This is a genomic window from Streptomyces sp. 2A115 (genome assembly GCF_052245575.1).
In the GTDB taxonomy this organism is placed as follows: Bacteria; Actinomycetota; Actinomycetes; order Streptomycetales; family Streptomycetaceae; genus Streptomyces.
Window position 1 is genome coordinate 1 of sequence record NZ_JBQQCG010000038.1, and the last position, 17,639, is coordinate 17,639.

Here is a 17,639-nt window from a genome sequence, read left to right on the forward strand (position 1 = left end):
GCCCAGGAGGGGGGACGCCCCCCCCCTCAGGGCCCAAGCCGCTTTGCCGTGGGCGCGTATTGCCGCAGTCTGGCTGAAAGTCGACAGATCGGGTGTCGGGCCCCGGGTGCGTCGGCGGCGGGGCGCGAGGCCGCTTACTCATCTGGTGATGGCCCGTCGACGGGTCCTGGAGTGGAACCGGTCGCGAATCTGCTGTGAAGGTCTCCAAGTAGGCGGTGGAGCAGGGTTGTTGAGCCACTTCAAACTGCTAAGATCATCACACTTTTCAGTAGGCTGACGGCACGTCAAATGCGTGCACGGGGGACAGTCTCTAGGGCCCCATCGCTAAGGAGCGGCTGTTGGTCCGCCGGTATGGTCCGCGGCCGGACGAGGCCCGCGATCTTGGCCTGAACCCAGCGGACGACAACTACGCCTGCCGCGAGGCGACTTGAAGAGAGTCTCATGACGTCATTGATCCAGGATCCGCTGTTGTGGATCTCCCTCCTGGTCTTCGTCGCTGCGATTGCCGCAGTGATGCGCGCCCGGAGAACCAACCTGGCACTCCGCAGGGAGAACGTTGCCCTGCAGAGCGCCCACGACGCCGAGCGAGCTCGGCTCTATGCGGAACACACGGCGCTGAGCGACGTACACGCGGCCGACGTGGCGGCAGTGCGCAAGGATGCGGAAGACACCATCAAGGCCGTCCTGAAGTCGGCGATGCGCTCTCTCCAACTCCTCGCCGACGAACAGCAGTTCCTGATCGCGAACGCGCAGAAGGAGCACGGGGACAACCCGGATGTCCTCTCCGTCCTGATGCAGATCGACCACGCCAACAGCCAGTTCGGCCGCCGTGCCCAGGGCATCGCGGTGCTGTGCGGCGGCTGGCTCGGCCGACGCGAGATGTCCACCGCTCCGCTGTACGACGTGGCCCGCAGCGCGCAGGGCCGCATCAAGCAGTTCGACCGGGTGAACATCAACTCGCAGGTGAACGTGGCGCTGGCCAGCAAGGCCGTCGAACCCGTGGCGGTGGTCCTGGCGGAGCTGCTGGCCAACGCGACCCGCTCCAGCGCACCCGGCACGCGTGTCGACATCAACATCCAGGCCGTGCCCACCGGAGTCTGCCTGATCGTCGACGACGCCGGTGTGGGCATGAGCCAGGAGGAGATGGCCCGCTCCACGGCTCTGCTGTCCCCTCAGGGGCCGATCGACATCACCAGCCTCGGCGACCCGCCCAAGTTCGGCTTCGCCGTCTCCGGGATGCTCGCCACCCGATACGGCTTCAAGGTGTCGGTCGATTCCGTGTCCCCCTACGGCGGCGTACGCGCGGTGATCCTTTTGCCTGAGAGCCTCCTGGCGAACGACGTTCCCGAGCCCGCGGGCGGAGCCGAAATGGAAGAGAGCGAGGCGGAGGCCGAGGCCCCCGCGCCGCAGCGGCTGACTCCGGTGGCCACTCCGGCACCGCCCGTCCAGATCGGCACGACGGCGGGCGGTCTTCCCAAGCGAAGGCGGCGGTCCAGCCCCGTCGCGGTGGTGCCGTCGCCCGAGGGGATGGAGCCGGAACACAACAGCGAGGTGACGGCTTCGCGTATCGGGGCGTTCGGGCGCGGGACGCTGCGCGGGCGGGAAACGACCACTACGGAAGGACCTCAGGACCAGTGAACGCCGATCTGTCATGGGTGCTGAATGACGTGCTTCAGGTGCGCGGAGCCCGCCACGCGATCCTCGTCTCGTCCGACGGTCTGCTGCTGGAACGGTCCAGTGACATCGGGCGCGACGACGCGGAGAAGAACGCTGCCGCGATGAGCTCGATGCAGTCCCTGGGCCGGGCCGCCGCCGGCTTCGTCGGCGCCGGGCAAGGTGTCTGGAAGCAGACCCTCATCGAGTACGACGGCGGCTGGATCTTCCTCATCGCCGCGGGCAGCGGTGCCTACCTGGCCGTGTCCGCGGCCCTGGAGGTGGACATGGAGGCCATGTCGTTCCGGATGCAGCAGCAGGTGAGCGTCCTCGGGACGGCGATGACCACGCCTCCCCGTCAGAACGCCGGTGCCGAGGCATGACCACGCCTGGCGAGGAAGCGCCGGTCACAAGCGACTTCGTCCGCTCGTACGTCATCACCGGCGGCCGGCGCCTGCCGACCGCGGACGATCTGTCCCTGCACACCCTGGTGTCCCTGGCCCCCGACCGGGAGCCGCCCCTGGCGGCCAGCCCCGAGGTGCGGGCCATCTGGGAGCTGTGCGCGGGCGGCTACCTGGCCGTCGCCGAGGTGGCCGGCCACCTGAAGCTGCCGGTGGGCGTGGCCCGACTGCTGCTGACCGATTTATTCGAGCAGGGGCATCTGCTGCGCCGCGCGGCACCCCCTCGCGCCCAGTCCGTCGACAGAGGAATTCTCGAAAGGGTGCTGCATGGACTCGAATCCAAATACGGCTGAGACGATCTACGTCTCGGATGCGGTGACCACTACGGCGAAGATCCTCGTCGTCGGGCACTTCGCCGTAGGCAAGACGACCTTCATCGGCGCGCTCTCGGAGATCACCCCGCTGCGCACCGAGGAGAAGATGACGCAGGCGTCCGTCCATGTGGACGACCTGCGGGGCGCACCGGACAAGATCACGACCACTGTCGCCCTGGACTTCGGCCGGCTGACCGTGGGCGACGAGCTGGTGCTCTATCTGTTCGGGACGCCCGGCCAGCAGCGGTTCATGCAGGTGTGGGAGGACATGACCCAGGGTGCGCTCGGCGCACTGCTGCTGGTCGACCCCTCCCGGCTGGCCGAGACGTTCCCCGTCATCGACCTGGTCGAGAAGTACGGCCTCGAATACGCCATCGCGGTGAACACCTTCAACCCGGACGCCCAGTACGACGTGGAGGAGATACGCGAGGCGCTGGATCTGCTCCCCGACACCCCCGTCGTGTACTGCGACGCGCGGGACCAGGCGTCGTCCGCCAAGGCGCTGATCGCTCTTGTCCAACATCTGCTCACCCGCGCGGCCTGACCCCCGGGCCTTCGTCACCCCCAGGTCCGGGCCGCGAGGACTCCGGTAACGCAAAGGAACACGCTCATGGACTATCAGCACGCGGCCGCCGCACCAGGTGCTCCGGCAAGATGCCCGATGCACGGCGAGGACTTCGCCGCCGAGCCGCACCAGATGTACGACCGCCTGCGGGCGCAGGGTCCCGCGGCACCCGTCGAGCTCGCCCCCGGCGTGGACGCCACCCTCATCGTCCAGCACGAGATGGCGCTGAGGGTTCTTCAGGACACCCGACTGTTCGTCCGCGACTCCCGCCGCTGGGCAGCGCTGAACGAGGGCCGCATATCCCTCGACAACCCCGTGCTGCCGATGATGGCCTACCGGCCCAACTGCCTGTTCACCGATGGCGCGGTGCACCTGCGGCTGCGCAAGGCCGTCACCGAGAGCCTCGACCGGCTCAACATCAACCGGATCCGCCGGGATGTCGAGCCGATCGCCGACTATCTCATCGACCAGTTCAGCGAACGCGGTCGCGCCGACCTCCTCAACGACTACGCCAAGCTGCTGCCGCTGCTCCTGTTCAACAAGCTCTTCGGCTGTCCGGCCGACATCGGCGACCGCCTGACCAGCTCGATGTCCGCCATCTTCGACGGCAAGGACGCCCTGCGCGCCAACGAGGAACTCACCGCCTGCCTCATGGAGCTGATCACGCTCAAGCGCCGTGAGCCCGGCGACGACATGACCTCCTGGCTCATCCAGCACCCGGCCGGCCTCAACGACGAGGAGCTCAAGGACCAGCTCGTCATGCTGATGGGCGCGGGCGTCGAACCCGAGCGCAACCTCATCGGCAGCGCGCTGCTCCTCCTGCTGTCCGACGGTCCCTCGGGACGCGGCACCGGCATGCTCGTCGACGAAGCGCTGGACCACGTGCTGTGGAACAACCCGCCCATCGCCAACTACGCCACGCACTTCCCGCGGCAGGACGTGGACCTCGGCGGGGTCGTGGCCGAGGCCAACTCCCCGGTGGTCATCAGCTTCGCCGGCGCCAACAACGATCCCGCCCTCAACGAGGCCCGCCGGGCGCACGGCAACGGCGCCCACCTGGCCTGGGGAGCCGGCGCGCACGCCTGCCCCGCCAAGGACCCGGCCCGGATCATCGCGCTGACCGCCATCGAGAAGATCCTCAACTCGCTCCCCGACCTCGCCCTCTCGGTTCCCAGCAAGAACCTGATGTGGCGTCCGGGTCCGTTCCACCGGGCGCTGGTCGCGCTGCCGGTGCGGTTCAGCCCGACACCCGCCACCCGTGTCGCGGCGGCGCTCCAGCAAGCGGCGGCGTCCCGGCCCGTGACAGCCCAACCGGCTCCGGCGCCCACTGCCGCCTCCCCGGAACCGGCCAAGAAGAAGGGTTTCTGGAGCTCGTTCCTCGACACGTTCCGGCTCTGACACGGCATGTGACGGGAGCAACACGCAGGGGTGCATGACAGAGGAGGTCGGAAGGGTAGGTTCCGCCAGTAACGGTAACGCCCTGCCCAAAGGAGCTCCGCGTGACCGCTGTTGGTGACATACGCGGCACAACCCACGACCGCCGAGCCGTCATCTCCGTTCTCCGTCGTCTCCGCGCCCCCGATGGGCAGAGCAACCCCTTCCCCCTCTGGGCGGAACTGCGGAGCATGGGAGACGTCGTACCCGCCCCCTGGGGTGGTTACTTCATCACCGGATTCGAGGCATGCAGCCAGGTCCTGCGCGGCAGGAACTGGCTCGTGCCCGACTTCGCCTGGCAGGAGCGGCAGCCGGACGCCGAACGCTGGCACGCACCCGCCACCTTCGAAATGAGCAGCAAACTCTCCCGGCTCAACGCACCCGCGCACACGTCTCAGCGCCGCAGTCTGGGCAATCCCTTCGACCGCCAGACCATCGAGGACATGCGGCCCGAGATCGCCGCGCACACCACCCGGCTCCTCGACGACCTGGAAGAGCGACTGCGCACCCACGGCGAGGCAGACTTCGTCGCCACCGTCAGCGAGAAGCTGCCGATCCACACCGTCGGCCGCTGGCTCGCCCTCCCCGCCGAGGACTACGCGCACATTCTGGACATGACCCACCGCCAGGTCCACGCCCAGGAACTGCTGCCCACCAAAAGCGACTTGGCCGTCTCCGAGGAGGCGACCGGGCAGATCCGTGCCTTCTTCACCGAACTGGTACGCGGACGCCGCGCACATCCTGGCGACGACGTCGTGTCCGACTGGATACGCCACTGGGACGAACAGTTCCCGGACGATCGGGCCGCCGCCGACCGGATCGTCTACGACCTCACCATGTTCATCACGATCGCTTCCCTGGAGACCACGGCGACGCTGCTCTCCGTCACCGTGGCGATGCTGCTCCAGAATCTCGCGCAGTGGGACTGGCTGCGCGGACATCCCGAGCACGTCGACGACGCCATCGAGGAGGCGCTGCGCTACGACCCGCCCATCCACCTCAACTCCCGGATCGCCGCGGACGACACCGTCCTGGCGGGAGTGTCCATAGCCAAGGACTCGATGGTCCACGTCCTGTTCGGTGCGGCCAACCACGACCCCCGGCGCAACGAGAGCCCGCAGACCTTCGACATCCTCCGGGGCGGCGCCCACCTCACCTTCGGCGGCGGCGCCCACTACTGCCTGGGGGCGGCCCTCGCGCGACTCGAGGCCCAGACGTTGCTCACCCAGTTACTGAATCGATTCGCCACGCTGCGGCCGGCCTCGGACCTCACCTATGCGCCCCGGATGGTCTTCCGGCGCGTGACTTCTTTGAAAGTGACGACATGACTGCTCTGACCCCCTCGGTCACCCGGACAGGGACCGCCCTGAAGACCGTGAGGGTGGACCGGCAGGGCCCTGTCCTGTCCATCGAGCTGAACAGCCCGGATCAAGGCAACACCGTCAGCGACGCGGTCCTTGACGACCTGCTGACCGTCCTCGACGACCAGGACCCCCTGATCCAGGTCATCGTGCTCTCCGGCGCCGGAGACGATTTCTGCCTCGGCGGAGACCGCAACGAGTTCACCGAGCACCTGGCCCACGACCCGACGGGCAGCGGCATCCGGAACTCGGGGATCAAGGCCCGGCGTGTCTGCGAAGCACTGACCGGCAACCCCGCCGTCACCATCGCCAGAGTCCAGGGCAAAGCCATCGGCGCGGGTCTGGCCCTGGCCCTCGCCTGCGACCTTCGAGTCGGCGCCGAGAACGCGACGTTCCGGCTGCCCGAACTCGCCCTCGGTCTGCCCACCGCCTGGGGCGGCCTCCTGCCCCGCCTCCTCAGCGAGGTCGGCGCCGCCCGCGTCCGCGAACTCATCCTCACCGGCCGGTCGTTCGGCGCCGAGGAGGCCCTGGCGCTGTCGATCCTGCAGAAGGTCGTCCCCGGACCAGAACTGGATGCGGCGGTGACCACATGGGCCAAACCCATCATCCGACGACAAGCCGCCGCCCTGCGCGTCACCAAGACACTGCTCAACTCCTACACCGCCCCCACGCGCCTCGCCGACGCCTCAGCCCTGGACGGCGAACTCATGGCAGCCGTCCTCGCCGCGACCCACCACAGTCGAGCGCAGGAACCAAGGCGTTCCTAGTCCTTCGACCGGCACGGCCAGGTGACTGCCTAACGCATGATCGGTCCCGCCAGCGCGTCCAGGACGGGCCCTCCGGCCAGGCCGAGTCCGACGGAGACGGCCGCGGCGGCGTACGCGATGACGCGCGCCGCACGGTCACCCTCGGCGGGTCGCGGTGATCCGCCGCGCGAGACCGCGGGCACGATCCAGCGCAGGTAGTAGAAGAGGGACGCCACGGTGTTGACGGCGGCCAGGACGACGAGCCAGGCGTAGCCGCCGTCGAACGCGGCGCTGAACACCTCGAGTTTGCCGAGGAACACCGCGGTGGGCGGGGTACCGACGAGGCCCAGGAGGCAGATGACCAGGCTCGCGGCCAGCAGCGGGCGCTCCTTGGCGAGGCCCCGGTAGTCGTCCAGCGTGTGGGCGCGGGGGAGGGCGCAGACCACGGCGAAGGCGCCGAGGTTGGTGACGGTGTAGGCCGCGAGGTAGTACAGCAGCGCCTGCTGAGCGAGGTCCGAGCGGCCGGCCACCGCCACCGGCATGAGCAGATAGCCGACCTGACTGATCGTCGAGTACGCGAGCAGCCGCTTGACGTCCTGCTGGAAGAACGCACCGAGGTTGCCCAGCGTCATGGACGCGGCGGCGAGTACGGCGATCAGCGCCGGCCAGGGCAGGGGACTGCCCGCGAAGACCGCGTCACCGAGCCGGAAGAGCGCGGCAAGTGCACCTATCTTCGGCAGGGTTGTGAGGAGCGCGGCGACCGGGGGGCTGCTGCCCTGCACGGCGTCGGGGACCCAGAAGTGCGCCGGCACACCCCCGGCCTTGAACAGCACGCCCGCCAGCAGCCCGATCGCCCCGGTGGCGATCAGCACCTCGGGTGCGTCGCGCAGTGCCTCCCCGAGCATCGGATACGCGGTACCGCGCCCGGTCGCGTACAGGACGGTGACGCCGGTCAGCATGAGTACGCCGAGCAGGGCGCCGACCACGTAGAACTTCAGGGCGGCTTCGGTGCCCGGCCCGTCCTTGCGGAACCCGGCGAGGGTATAGGCGGGGATGCTCGCCAGCAGGTACGCGGCGGCGAGCAGCAGCAGGTCCTGCGCCCCGGCCATCATCAGCGCGCCGAGGGCGGCCAGCTGCACCAGAACGTAGAACTCGCTCTCCCTCGGATCCGCTCGCAGGGGACCGAAGGACACGCCGAGTACGAGCAGCGTGCCGCCGAGCACGACGATCCGGGACGTGCTGGTCACCGGATCGATGGTGAAGGCGTCACCGAAGGCGGTCCTGGCGGGCTCGGCGGCGGCCACCGCCGCGGCGACGATCCCCGCCACACACGCGACGGCCGCCAGGAGCCCCACGGCCCACTGCCGGGCGCGCGGCAGCCAGGAGCCGAGCAGGAGCCCGAGTACGGCCGAGGCGGCCAGCAGCACCTCGGGGAGGAGGTAGAGGGGGTTCTCGTTCATCTCGGTCATCGGGCGAGCAACTCCAGGACGGACCGGGAGGCCGGCTCGATGACGTCGAGCATGAAGCGGGGCGCCACGCCGAGGACCACGGCCAGGACGAGCAGTGGCACGACGGCGGCGCTCTCGTGCGCGCGGATCTCGGGGAACACCCGCGGCGTACCCGGTGCGTCGGGCAGCCGCAGCGGCCCGGTGAACACCTGCCGCAGTGCGCGTAGGAACAGCCCGGCGGTGAGCAGGATGCCGAGCACCGAGAGCGCCGTGGCCAAGGGCTGTGGCCCGAGGCTGCCCGTGAAGATCTGGAACTCGGCGATGAAGCCGGAGAAGCCCGGCAGCCCGAGCGAGGCGAACGCGGCGACGCCCGTCATGGCCGCGAACGCCGGTGCTGCGGCGGCGAGTCCGGAGTACGCGCCCATGTCATAGGTACGTCCGCGTTCGTACAGCACGCCCGCGAGCAGGAACAGCGCCCCGGTGAGCAGGCCGTGGCTGACCATCTGTGTCACCGCGCCGGTGACGGCGAGCGAGCGAGCCTGCTCGGAGCCGTCCGCCGTGGCGGCGGCCGCGCCGACCGCCAGCACGATGTATCCCATGTGGTTCACGGAGGTGTACGCGACCATCCGCTTGAAGTCGGTCTGCGCGAGGGCCACCAGGGCACCGTGGAGGACCGAGACGACACCGATGACGACGAGGACGATCGCGTAGCGGCGCCAGGCCTCGGGGAGCATCGGCATGGCGATGCGTACGAACCCGTACGTGCCCATCTTCAGCAGCACCCCGGCGAGGATCGCCGAACCGGCGGCGGGCGCCTCGACGTGGGCCGGCGGCAGCCAGGTGTGGAAGGGCACCGTCGGTGTCTTCACCGCCAGGCCGACGACGATGGCGAGCAGAACCAGGGCTCCGTAGACTGAGCGCCCGGCGACCGGGTTCTGCTCCGTCAGCTCGACCATGTCGAAGGTGTGGGGCTCCGCCGCGAGGTAGAGGCCGATGAAGCCGAGCAGCAGGGCGAGCGACCCGATGAAGGTGTAGAGGAAGAACTTCAACGCCGCGCGTGCCGCGTGCCGGTGACCCCATCCGGCGATGACGAAGTACATCGCCACGATGGACAGATCGAAGAAGACGAAGAAAAGGATCAGGTCGAGGGCCGCGAACAGGCCCAGGCAGGTGGTCTCCAGGAAGAGGAACAGCGCGGCGAACTCGCGGATACGGCGGTTCTCGCGCAGGGAGTACACCGCGCAGGCGAGGAACAGCAGGCCGGTCAGCGCGAGCAGTGGAAGCGACAGCCCGTCGACGCCGACGTGGTAGCCGACGCCGGCGCTGGGAATCCAGCGGGCGCGTTCCTCGTACTGCATGCCGCCGGCGGAGTCGTATCCGGCCCACAGGCCGATGACCAGGGCGAGTTCGATGGCCGACACCGCCACCCAGACGACGCGGAAAACCGTCGGTGAGGTGCGGCGCGGCAGGGCGAACAGGAGTAGTGCCACGGCCGTGGGCGCGAAGACGAGGGCGGTCAGCAAGGGGGTCACCTCACGAGGACGAACACGACGGCGAGGACGGTGAAGGCGGCGACGGCCTGGGCGAGGTACTGGTGCAGTTGACCGGTCTGCGGGCGGCGGGACCAGCGTCCGAGGGCCCGGGTCCCGGCGGCGACCGCGCCCACAGTGCCGTCGACGGCCCGTTCCACGACACCGTCCGTCCAGCGCGCGAGCCGTACGGCGGCCGCGGCGGAACCGTCCACGGCGCGGTCGAGGACCCGGTCGTCGAAGGCCGTCGCCGCGCGGGCGAGCCGCATCGTCGGTGCGACGAGGAGGACATGCGCGGCACGTTCGAGGCCCAGCCAGTCACGGAAACCCGTCTTCGCCCTCTGGGGCAGGGGCAGTTGGCGTGATCCCCAGGCCCAGGCGACGGCCGCCGCGAGAAGGGCCAGTGCGCCCGAGAGAGCGAACTCCCAGGGATGCGGGGAGGGTTCGATGCCGGCGGAGAGACCGAGTACGCGCTCCACGCTGTCGCGCGGGGGAGCGAAGGCCAGTGGCGTCAGCGCGATACACGCCAGGGCCAGCAGGACCAGCGGCGCCACCGCCCCGCCGGGGATGCGCCGGGCATCGGGGCGGGGCACGGCGGGGCGCCACAGGTACCACAGGACCTTGGCGCTGTAGACCGCGGACAGTACGGCTCCGGCGAGCCCGGCGGCGTACAGCCAGGGGCTGCTCTCCAGGGCTCCGGCGAGCAGGACGTCCTTGGCGGCCCACAGCGAGAGCGGCGGTAGCCCGGCCAGGGAGAGCGCGGCCACGGTGAAGGCCACACCGGCTGCTCGGTGCCGGCGCGCGGCGCCGATCAGCCCGGGGAGTCGCTGCGTGCCCAGTGCGGTCAACCACGCGCCCGCGCCGAGGAAGAGCAGACTCTTCGCCGCCGCGTGGGCGATGAGCTGGAGTGTGCCGCCCGTGGCGGCATGAGCCCCGGCCGCGAGCACCATGAAGCCGATCTGCGCGCACGTCGACGCGGCGAGCAGCTGCTTGAGATCGGTCTGCGCCACCGCCACCAGCCCGAGGAGGAGGGCGGTGACCGCGCCGGTCCACGCGACCACGTCGTCACCCCAGCCGGAGGCGTCCAGCAACGGACCGGTCCGCAGCAGCAAGTACGCCCCGGCGACGACCATCGTCGCCGAGTGCAGCAGCGCGGACACCGGGCTCGGACCCTGCATGGCCTTCGACAGCCAGAAGCTGAAAGGCAGTTGGGCGGACTTGCCGAAGGCGGCGACGACCAGGCCCGCGGCGACGAAGGACAGCCACGGCTCCTCGGCGCGCGCCAGCCCGTCGAGCGACAGCGCCGAGTCGTGGCCGCTCGCGAGCGCCGCGCCCGCCGCCAGATAGAGGCCGAGGTCCGCGGTGCGGGTGGTGAGGAACGCGGTGTCGGCCGCGCTCGTACGCTCCGGATCCCGCCACCAGTAGCCGATCAGCGCCCACGAGGTGGCGCCCATGACCTCCCAGCCCATCAGCAGGACGGGCAGGGTCGTAGCGGTCACCGTGACGAGCATGCTCCCGGCGAACAGCAGCATCAGCCCGAAGAAGCGCGCCCGCGCCTCGCCCGCCCCGAACTCCGCCGCGCTGAAGAGGAGTACGGCGAGCGTGACCGCGGTGATCGTGACGGCCAGCAGCCCGGAAAGCCCGTCCACCGCGAACCGCACCGGCAGCCCGTCGAGGAACGGTGCCCGCGCGGACGGATGCCGGAACGCCGCGGCGACGGCCAGCCCCAGGGCGGCGACCGCGACAGCGAGCGCCACGCCGGGCGCGGCACGATCGGCCCGCCGCCCGACCGTCAGGAGCAGCGCACCGGCACCGAGCGGCAGGGCGACCAGCGCCCACATCAGGGCGCTCACTCCTTCAACTCCGCCGCCATGTCGGTCATGTCGACCTCGCGGGAACGGAACAGCGCGGTGACCACGGCGAACCCGACCGCCATCTCCAACGCCATCGCCGTGACCGCCAGGACGATCAGCACCTGACCGTCGGCCGCCGCCGGCGCGATGTAGTGCCAGGCGGCCGCGGCGGCCAGGATGACCCCGCCCAGCATCAGTTCGAGACCCATCATCAGCATCACGATCGACTGCTGGGTGAGAGCCCCGAACAGGCCGACGCAGAACAGCGCCGCGGCCACCAGCAGAAGCAGTTCCAGACTCACCGGCCGACACCGCCCCGTACGGGATCGTCCGCGTGCTGTGCCCGCAGGTCGTCGCCCAGCCGGTCGTACCGTCCCCGCCGGGTGGCCAGCACCACCGTGGCGACGATCGTCGCGAACAGCGCCAGGCCCAGCGTCATCATGGTGAGCATCTGCGGGCCCATCAGCGACATGCCGAGTTCCATGGTCGGATCGGCAGGGGCCTTGCCCCGGCGCGCGGGCCAGGGAGCCAGCATGATCCCGGCGGCCAGCAGCACGAAGACCAGACCGCAGACGACGGCCGCGCCCTTCTTGTTGTGCATCATCGTCATCGGCATGAGCCCGGCCGGGTTCATCATGTACATCACCATGAACACCGCCATGATGGCCATCTCGATGGTCATCATCAGCACGATGACGATGCCCAGATAGTCGAGCCCCAGCAGGATGACCAGGCCGCCCACACACAGCAGCGAGGTCAGCAGGGAGAACGTCGCTCTGGCCATGGAGTCGAAGCGGAACACCCACACGCCGCTGACGACCGCAAGGACGGCCAGGATCCAGAAGACCGCGACATCCATTTGCGTACGTCACCTCGCCCTCGTCACGGAATTCGCGGATTTCACGGAGTTCACGGATTTCACCGGTTCAGCACCACCACGGCCACCACCAGCGCCTGGGCGATGGCGAGCGGGGTCAGCACGACCCAGGCCAGCTCCAGATAGCGCTCCATGCGCAGGGTGGGAATCCTGCGCCGGGCCCACACCAGGAAGGCCAGTACGGCGGCCGTCTTGAGTACGGTCCATACCCAGCCGGGCAGCAGTGGCCCGTGCCCGCCGCCGAGGAAGAGCGGCACGCTGAACGCCGCTGCCACGACCAGCAGCAGCCACCGGCCGCCGAGGAAGAGCACGCGGTCCGCGCCCGACAGTTCGGCGGCCGCGCCGCCCGCCACGTCCTGTCCGGCGGGCTGGTCGAACGGACCCCAGAAGGCCATCGCCATGGCGCTGAGCAGATAGATCCCGAAGGCCGCCGGCATCCACACCGCGAACCACAACCCCGCCTGGGCGTCAACGACTTCGCCGACCCGCAGCGACTCCGCGCCGAGCGCGGCCGTGGTGATGGCGAGCATGTGCGGCAGCTCGTACGCCAGGCCCTGTGCGAGGAAGCGGTAGCCGCCGATGAGCGAGAGGGTCGAGTTCGGCCCCCAGCCGGCCAGCCACACCGCTGCCCAGGCCAGCGCCTCCATCGCGTTGAACCAGACGATCCCGTCCGGCAGATCGCTCACCGACCGGAAGCCGAGGGGCAGCACGACGGCGGCCAGGACCGCGGCGACGGGAAGCAGGGCCGCGCCGATGCGGGCGAGCGGCACATCGGACGCCCGGGTCCGCCGCGGCTGCTGGACCAGCTGCCGCAGCACCTCACGGCCGGGACCGGCCGCCCGTACGGCCACCTCGCGCAGTGACGCGGGCCGCCCGGTCCGAGCACCGGCCGCGAGCACGGCATCGACGCCGGCCGTCACCAGCGCCACCGCGACCAGGAGGGCAGGCAGGACGAAGACCGCCCACAGCGGCGTGCGTTCAGCCATGGGCCATCTCCGCGACCGGCATGCGCGCGAGCTCGTCGGGGTCCGGGTCCAGGCTCGCGACGGTGATCCGCGCGCACGCGAACTCGGCGCCCTCCAACAGGCCGGGCAGGACGTCCAGCAGCGCCCGCGACGGAGGTACCGGCCCGTCGACGCGCCCGCGTGGCCCGATGACCTCGGCCCCGTCCAGCGCCTCGGTGTCGTCGCAGGCAGCCGCACTCCGCCCGACCGCGTCGAGCCACACGAGCATGCGGCTGTGCGCATCGCCGTCGGCGACCAGCGCCGGTCCGGTCACCCCGGAGTGAAGCGCCCGTTCCGTGCGCAGTACCCCGAGCCCCGTCGTGAGTCGTCGCAGGGCCCAAGAGCGCCCGGCCCGACGGATCAAGGGACGTACGAGGGAGGTGAGTTCGGCGGCGTCGACCCCGGCCAGGGCTCGATCGCGTACGTACCGGGTACGGGCGGCCATGTCGGCCCACCCGGCCACGGCGAAGAACCTGCCCAGGCTGTCCAGATGCGCCGCACACAGCCGTCGTGCCGCGTCGCCCTTCGAGACACGTTCACCGGCGGCGGTCCGCAGCCAGGGTTCGTCCCAGAAGGCCCGGAAGTCCCAGGAGTGGGGACGCGGAGACGGCAGAACGGCCACTGTCTCGACGGTCACCTCCTGAACGACGTCGCCCTGCAGGGCCATACGCAGAATCAGCCCCGCGGGCCAGTCGGCCAGCGCGGGCCCCAGCGGCACGTGCAGCCGGTCGAGCCTCAACCCGTCCCGGTCGTCGGCCCGGTCGGCCATGGGCAAGCCATCCACGAGGCCGCCCATGTCGTGTCCGGCGTGCCCGTGATGCCCACCGTGCATGTCGTGTCCGGCGTGCATGTCGTGGCCGTCGTGGTCGCTGTGTGCTTCGTGTCCGGCGTGCATGTCGTGGCCGTCGTGGTCGCTGTGTGCTTCGTGTCCGGCGTGCATGTCGTGGCCGTCGTGGTCGCTGTGTGCTTCGTGTCCGGCGTGCATGTCGTGACCATCGTGGTCGCCGTGCGCCTCGTGCCCGCCGTGCATGTCATGACCGTCATGCTCGTCGTGTGCCTCGTGTGCCTCGTGTGCCTCGTGTGCCTCGTGTGCCTCGTGTGCCTCGTGTGCCTCGTATGCGCCATGCATGTCGTGACCGTCGCGCTCATCGTGCGTCTCGTGTCCGCCGTGCATGTCGTGTCCGCCATGGTCGCCGTGTGCCTCGTGCCCGCCATGCTCTGCGTGCTCGTCCGCCTCCGGCCGCTCGCCATGCCCGACGTCCGCACCATGATTACGGTTCGAGGTCTCGGCCGGACCTGGGAGTTGGCCGTGCGTCAGCTCGGCCAGCCCGCGATCGAGGGCGTCGGCGGTGCGCTCGGGATCCGTGACTTCCACGCGGGCCTTGGGCGCCGGAATGCCGCGCCACAGATTCTCGACCCAGTCGCTCTCCTCGCTCCCCCCGGCCTCCCGATCACCCAGGACCACCAGTAGATCCGCCGCCGCGGGGGCGCTCACACTCGGCCATCCGCGACGCGCCAACTCCGCCTCGACGGCGAGCCGTTCCCGCGTGGCACCGGGACAGACCGCGAGCAGAACTCCCGGCCGGGACACGGCTGTCCGCACCAGCCTGCGCCTCAACTCCACCGGAACGCCCCTTCCCGCCAGGCGTATCCGACCCCGGCGAGCAGCACGCCCAGGAAGAGGAACATCTCGACGACCGCGGTCGTGCCGACGGCCGAGACGACCTTCGTCCACGGGTACATGAAGAGCATCTCCATGTCGAACGCGAGGAAGACCATCGTGACGGGGTACCAGCGCACGTGGAACCGGGAGAGGGGATGTTCCCGCGGTTCGAGCCCTCCGCTGAACGGGCCGGTGTGCAGCGGCTCGCGGACCGCCCGCAGTGCGAGGGACAGGGCATGGAGCAGAACGACGGCCGCGACGACGAGCACAAGGAGGACCAGTACCGGTTGCCAGTCGGACGTCTCCACGCGGACTCCTTTCCGACGATCGTTCTCAGGCGTTCACGCACGCCAGGGATCTTCTAAGCAGCTTAGCAATGTTGCTCTCGGGATGGTCGGGGACATGCGGCCGAACCGCATGTCCCCGAGGGGGGTGGTTCAGTCGGCGGCGCGGAAGGAGCGCAGCCGCAGGGAGTTGCCGACGACGAAGACCGAGGAGAAGGCCATGGCCGCTCCGGCGATCATCGGGTTGAGCAGGCCGGCCGCGGCGAGCGGCAGGGCGGCCACGTTGTAGGCGAAGGCCCAGAAGAGGTTGGACCGGATCGTGCCGAGAGTGCGGCGGGAGAGGCGAATGGCGTCGGCAGCGGCGCGCAGGTCGCCTCGTACGAGGGTCAGGTCGCCGGCCTCGATCGCGGCGTCCGTGCCGGTGCCCATCGCCAGACCCAGGTCGGCCTGGGCCAGGGCGGCCGCGTCGTTGACACCGTCGCCGACCATGGCGACCGAACGCCCCTCGCCCTGAAGCCGCTTGACGACGTCGACCTTCTCCTGCGGCAGCACCTCGGCGATGACGTCGGAGGCGTCGATGCCGACCTCCCGGGCGACCGACTCGGCAACGGCCTTGTTGTCGCCGGTCAGCAGGATCGGTGTCAGACCGAGGGCACGCAGCCGGGCGATCGCCTCCGGGCTGGTCTCCTTCACCGCGTCGGCGACTTCGAGGACCGCCCGCGCTTCACCGTCCCAGGCGACCGCGATGGCCGTACGCCCGGACGCTTCGGCCTCGGCCTTCGCCCGCTCCAGCTCGGTCGGCAGCTCCATGGCCCACTCGGCGAGCAGCCGCTCGCGCCCGACGAGGACGGCGTGGCCATCGACGATGCCCTGCACGCCGAGTCCGGGGACGTTGGCGAAGTCCTCGGGCGTGGGCAGGGCGCCCAGCTTCTGCAGCGCCCCGTCGGCGACGGCCCGGGCGATCGGGTGCTCCGAGGAGTGCTCCAAGGCCCCGGCCAGGCGCAGGACTTCGGCCTCGTCGGTGTTATCTGCGGTGTGCACGGCCAGCAGGGTCATACGGCCGGTCGTGACGGTGCCGGTCTTGTCCAGAACGATGGTGTCGACCTTGCGGGTGGACTCCAGGACCTCCGGGCCCTTGATCAGGATCCCGAGCTGGGCGCCGCGTCCGGTGCCGACCATGAGCGCGGTCGGAGTGGCCAGGCCGAGGGCGCACGGGCAGGCGATGATCAGTACGGCGACCGCGGCGGTGAAGGCGGCCGTCAGCCCGGAGCCGTTGCCCAGCCAGAAGCCCAGGGTGCCGAGCGCGAGAGCGATCACGATCGGTACGAAGACGGCGGAGATCTTGTCCGCGAGCCGCTGCGCGGCGGCCTTGCCGTTCTGCGCGTCCTCAACCAGCTTGGCCATCCGGGCCAGTTGGGTGTCGGCGCCTACCCGGGTGGCCTCGACGACCAGACGGCCGCCCGCGTTGATCGTGGCACCGGTGACCGAGTCGCCGGTGCTCACCTCCACCGGTACGGACTCGCCGGTGAGCATCGAGGCGTCCACGGCCGAGGAGCCCTCGACGACCGTTCCGTCCGTGGCGATCTTCTCGCCGGGGCGCACGAGGAAGCGGTCGCCGGCCTTCAACTCGGCGGTGGGGATGGTCTGTTCGCTGCCGTCGGGGCGCAGCACGGTGACGTCCTTGGCGCCCAGCTCCAGCAGCGCCTTGAGCGCCGCGCCCGCCTTTCTCTTGGAGCGGGCCTCGAAGTAGCGTCCGGCCAGGATGAAGGCGGTCACACCGGCGGCTGCCTCCAGGTAGATGTTCCCGGCGCCGTCGCTGCGGGAGATGGTCAGCTCGAAGGGGTGCGTCATGCCGGGCATGCCCGCGGTGCCGAAGAAGAGGGCCCACAGCGACCACAGGAACGCGGCCGACGTACCGACCGAGATCAGCGTGTCCATCGTGGCCGCGCCGTGCCTTGCGTTGGTGAACGCCGCCTTGTGGAAGGGCCAGGCGGCGTACGTGACGACCGGCCCGGCGAGGGCCAGCGAGAGCCACTGCCAGTACTCGAACTGCAGGGCCGGGACCATCGCCATCGCGATGACGGGCACGGACAGTACGACCGCGGTGATCAACCGCTCGCGCAGTGGCCGCAGTTCGTCGTCCGCCTCCGCCGCTTCGTCGCCGCTCTCGGGCCGGTCCTGTACGGGCGCGGGCTCCTGCGCGGTGTAGCCGGTCGCCTCGACGGTGGCCACCAGGTCCTGGACGGACACCCCGTCGGCATACGCGACCTTGGCCTTCTCGGTGGCGTAGTTGACGGTGGCGGTGACACCGTCCATGCGGTTGAGCTTCTTCTCGATACGCGCCGCGCACGAGGCGCAGGTCATGCCGCCGATGGCGAGCTCTACCTCGGCGGCGCCGGTCGTGGTGGTGGTCATGGCTGCTCCTCGTACGGGGTGGGCGGCCGAGG

Annotated in this window: 17 protein-coding genes; 8 read left to right on the forward strand and 9 right to left on the reverse strand. The window is 70.2% G+C overall.

Annotated elements, in window-relative coordinates; all coding sequences use genetic code 11:
• Window positions 1-441 precede the first annotated feature (441 nt).
• The 7 genes from ACTWQR_RS28965 (at window position 442) to ACTWQR_RS28995 (ending at window position 6,555) form a co-directional block, all read left to right on the forward strand.
• Window positions 442-1,638, forward strand: a complete 1,197-nt coding sequence (locus tag ACTWQR_RS28965) for an ATP-binding protein (protein ID WP_443230132.1) — start codon at window positions 442-444, stop codon at window positions 1,636-1,638.
• On the forward strand, window positions 1,635-2,036 hold the full coding sequence (locus ACTWQR_RS28970) for a roadblock/LC7 domain-containing protein (protein ID WP_443230133.1): 402 nt from the start codon (window positions 1,635-1,637) through the stop codon (window positions 2,034-2,036). The genes ACTWQR_RS28965 and ACTWQR_RS28970 overlap by 4 nt, the downstream gene beginning before the upstream one ends.
• Complete coding sequence (locus tag ACTWQR_RS28975) at window positions 2,033-2,407, forward strand: DUF742 domain-containing protein (protein ID WP_443230134.1); 375 nt, start codon at window positions 2,033-2,035, stop codon at window positions 2,405-2,407. The genes ACTWQR_RS28970 and ACTWQR_RS28975 overlap by 4 nt, the downstream gene beginning before the upstream one ends.
• Window positions 2,382-2,972 (forward strand): GTP-binding protein, encoded by a 591-nt coding sequence (locus ACTWQR_RS28980; protein WP_443230135.1) that lies wholly within the window; start codon window positions 2,382-2,384, stop codon window positions 2,970-2,972. Before ACTWQR_RS28975 ends, ACTWQR_RS28980 begins: the two co-directional genes overlap by 26 nt.
• Before the next feature lie 117 nt (window positions 2,973-3,089).
• Window positions 3,090-4,391: a cytochrome P450 gene (locus tag ACTWQR_RS28985; protein WP_443230233.1), complete on the forward strand. Its 1,302-nt coding sequence runs from the start codon at window positions 3,090-3,092 to the stop codon at window positions 4,389-4,391.
• A 101-nt stretch (window positions 4,392-4,492) separates the two neighbouring features.
• Window positions 4,493-5,755 carry a cytochrome P450 gene (locus tag ACTWQR_RS28990; protein WP_443230136.1) on the forward strand — a complete coding sequence of 421 codons (1,263 nt, stop codon included), beginning with the start codon at window positions 4,493-4,495 and terminating at the stop codon, window positions 5,753-5,755.
• A complete protein-coding gene (locus tag ACTWQR_RS28995) occupies window positions 5,752-6,555 on the forward strand; it encodes an enoyl-CoA hydratase/isomerase family protein (protein ID WP_443230137.1) in 804 nt (267 codons plus the stop codon). Before ACTWQR_RS28990 ends, ACTWQR_RS28995 begins: the two co-directional genes overlap by 4 nt.
• A gap of 29 nt (window positions 6,556-6,584) precedes the next feature.
• Here ACTWQR_RS28995 and ACTWQR_RS29000 read toward each other — a convergent pair whose 3' ends face one another.
• From ACTWQR_RS29000 to ACTWQR_RS29030, 7 genes are read right to left on the reverse strand one after another with little or no spacing between them, the layout of a single operon-like run.
• Complete coding sequence (locus ACTWQR_RS29000; RefSeq protein WP_443230138.1) at window positions 6,585-8,003, reverse strand: NADH-quinone oxidoreductase subunit N; 1,419 nt, start codon at window positions 8,001-8,003, stop codon at window positions 6,585-6,587.
• The gene (locus ACTWQR_RS29005) at window positions 8,000-9,505 is read right to left on the reverse strand and encodes a complex I subunit 4 family protein (RefSeq protein ID WP_443230139.1); all 1,506 of its coding nucleotides are present in this window, start codon (window positions 9,503-9,505) and stop codon (window positions 8,000-8,002) included. The genes ACTWQR_RS29000 and ACTWQR_RS29005 overlap by 4 nt, the downstream gene beginning before the upstream one ends.
• Before the next feature lie 5 nt (window positions 9,506-9,510).
• Window positions 9,511-11,364: an NADH-quinone oxidoreductase subunit 5 family protein gene (locus ACTWQR_RS29010; protein ID WP_443230140.1), complete on the reverse strand. Its 1,854-nt coding sequence runs from the start codon at window positions 11,362-11,364 to the stop codon at window positions 9,511-9,513.
• Window positions 11,361-11,666: an NADH-quinone oxidoreductase subunit NuoK gene (locus ACTWQR_RS29015; protein ID WP_443230141.1), complete on the reverse strand. Its 306-nt coding sequence runs from the start codon at window positions 11,664-11,666 to the stop codon at window positions 11,361-11,363. Before ACTWQR_RS29015 ends, ACTWQR_RS29010 begins: the two co-directional genes overlap by 4 nt.
• Window positions 11,663-12,223 carry an NADH-quinone oxidoreductase subunit J gene (locus ACTWQR_RS29020; protein WP_443230142.1) on the reverse strand — a complete coding sequence of 187 codons (561 nt, stop codon included), beginning with the start codon at window positions 12,221-12,223 and terminating at the stop codon, window positions 11,663-11,665. The genes ACTWQR_RS29015 and ACTWQR_RS29020 overlap by 4 nt, the downstream gene beginning before the upstream one ends.
• A gap of 59 nt (window positions 12,224-12,282) precedes the next feature.
• Window positions 12,283-13,227 carry an NADH-quinone oxidoreductase subunit H gene (locus ACTWQR_RS29025; protein WP_443230143.1) on the reverse strand — a complete coding sequence of 315 codons (945 nt, stop codon included), beginning with the start codon at window positions 13,225-13,227 and terminating at the stop codon, window positions 12,283-12,285.
• Window positions 13,220-14,095, reverse strand: coding sequence for a hypothetical protein (locus tag ACTWQR_RS29030; protein ID WP_443230144.1), 876 nt, complete (start codon window positions 14,093-14,095; stop codon window positions 13,220-13,222). Before ACTWQR_RS29030 ends, ACTWQR_RS29025 begins: the two co-directional genes overlap by 8 nt.
• Here ACTWQR_RS29030 and ACTWQR_RS29035 point away from each other — a divergent pair.
• Window positions 14,081-14,716 (forward strand): hypothetical protein, encoded by a 636-nt coding sequence (locus ACTWQR_RS29035; protein WP_443230145.1) that lies wholly within the window; start codon window positions 14,081-14,083, stop codon window positions 14,714-14,716. The genes ACTWQR_RS29030 and ACTWQR_RS29035 overlap by 15 nt on opposite strands.
• 143 nt (window positions 14,717-14,859) lie before the next feature.
• On the opposite strand, the gene ACTWQR_RS29040 is transcribed toward ACTWQR_RS29035, so the two are convergent.
• Entirely contained in the window at window positions 14,860-15,216 is a 357-nt protein-coding gene (locus ACTWQR_RS29040; RefSeq protein WP_443230146.1) for an NADH-quinone oxidoreductase subunit A, read from the reverse strand.
• 129 nt (window positions 15,217-15,345) lie between these two features.
• Window positions 15,346-17,607: a heavy metal translocating P-type ATPase gene (locus ACTWQR_RS29045; protein WP_443230147.1), complete on the reverse strand. Its 2,262-nt coding sequence runs from the start codon at window positions 17,605-17,607 to the stop codon at window positions 15,346-15,348.
• Between the last annotated feature and the right edge of the window lie 32 nt (window positions 17,608-17,639).

What these genes read in the sequence shown, in the direction of transcription:
- ACTWQR_RS28965 (WP_443230132.1), top strand. Translation starts at nt 442, where the DNA reads ATGACGTCATTGATCCAGGATCCGCTGTTGTGGATCTCCCTCCTGGTC.
- ACTWQR_RS28975 (WP_443230134.1), top strand. Translation starts at nt 2,033, where the DNA reads ATGACCACGCCTGGCGAGGAAGCGCCGGTCACAAGCGACTTCGTCCGC.
- ACTWQR_RS28980 (WP_443230135.1), top strand. Translation starts at nt 2,382, where the DNA reads ATGGACTCGAATCCAAATACGGCTGAGACGATCTACGTCTCGGATGCG.
- ACTWQR_RS28985 (WP_443230233.1), top strand. Translation starts at nt 3,090, where the DNA reads ATGCACGGCGAGGACTTCGCCGCCGAGCCGCACCAGATGTACGACCGC.
- ACTWQR_RS28995 (WP_443230137.1), top strand. Translation starts at nt 5,752, where the DNA reads ATGACTGCTCTGACCCCCTCGGTCACCCGGACAGGGACCGCCCTGAAG.
- ACTWQR_RS29000 (WP_443230138.1), bottom strand. Translation starts at nt 8,003, where the DNA reads ATGACCGAGATGAACGAGAACCCCCTCTACCTCCTCCCCGAGGTGCTG.
- ACTWQR_RS29020 (WP_443230142.1), bottom strand. Translation starts at nt 12,223, where the DNA reads ATGGATGTCGCGGTCTTCTGGATCCTGGCCGTCCTTGCGGTCGTCAGC.
- ACTWQR_RS29025 (WP_443230143.1), bottom strand. Translation starts at nt 13,227, where the DNA reads ATGGCTGAACGCACGCCGCTGTGGGCGGTCTTCGTCCTGCCTGCCCTC.
- ACTWQR_RS29030 (WP_443230144.1), bottom strand. Translation starts at nt 14,095, where the DNA reads ATGCACGCCGGACACGACATGCACGGTGGGCATCACGGGCACGCCGGA.
- ACTWQR_RS29045 (WP_443230147.1), bottom strand. Translation starts at nt 17,607, where the DNA reads ATGACCACCACCACGACCGGCGCCGCCGAGGTAGAGCTCGCCATCGGC.